Source organism: Mesorhizobium sp. M1E.F.Ca.ET.063.01.1.1 (assembly GCF_003998155.1).
Lineage (GTDB): Bacteria > Pseudomonadota > Alphaproteobacteria > Rhizobiales > Rhizobiaceae > Mesorhizobium.
Window position 1 is genome coordinate 1 of sequence record NZ_RZSC01001498.1, and the last position, 556, is coordinate 556.

Consider the following 556-nt stretch of genomic DNA (forward strand, 5'->3'; position numbering starts at 1 on the left):
GCCAACGCCGCCGGCACGGCGATGATCATCACCGCCGGCGTCGAGTTTCGTCCGCATGCCGCCGCGCGATAGCTCGGAAGCGGCTGCTCCCGCCATCGCCTCGATGTCCGGCGTGATGCGGTCGACCATCGGGATGAACCTGGCCTGCGGATCCTTGGCCGGCGGCGCCGTATAAAGCCCATCGATGTCGGAGAGCAGCACCAGGAGATCGGCGCCCATCATGGTGGCGACCCGCGCGGCCAGCCGGTCATTGTCGCCATAGCGGATTTCCGAGGTCGCCACCGTGTCGTTCTCGTTGATGACCGGCACCGCCTTCATCTTGAGCAAGGTCGAGATCGTGGCGCGCGCGTTGAGGTAGCGCCGGCGCTCCTCGGTGTCGCCGAGCGTGAGCAGGATCTGGCCCGATTTCAGCCCGTTCCTACCGAGCGCGTCCGACCAGGCGCCGGCGAGCGCGATCTGGCCCACGGCGGCGGCGGCCTGGCTCTCCTCGAGCTTCAGCGCGCGCTTGCCGAGGCCCAGGATGCTGCGGCCGAGCGCGATGTCGCCCGAGGAGACG

The 556-nt window shown here is 69.2% G+C and carries 1 protein-coding gene; it reads right to left on the minus strand.

The genetic code is table 11. The annotated features are described in order from the left end of the window. Window positions 1-556 (minus strand): glutamate 5-kinase (gene proB / locus EOA29_RS39435; protein WP_127222567.1); only part of this gene is annotated, 556 nt, incomplete at both ends.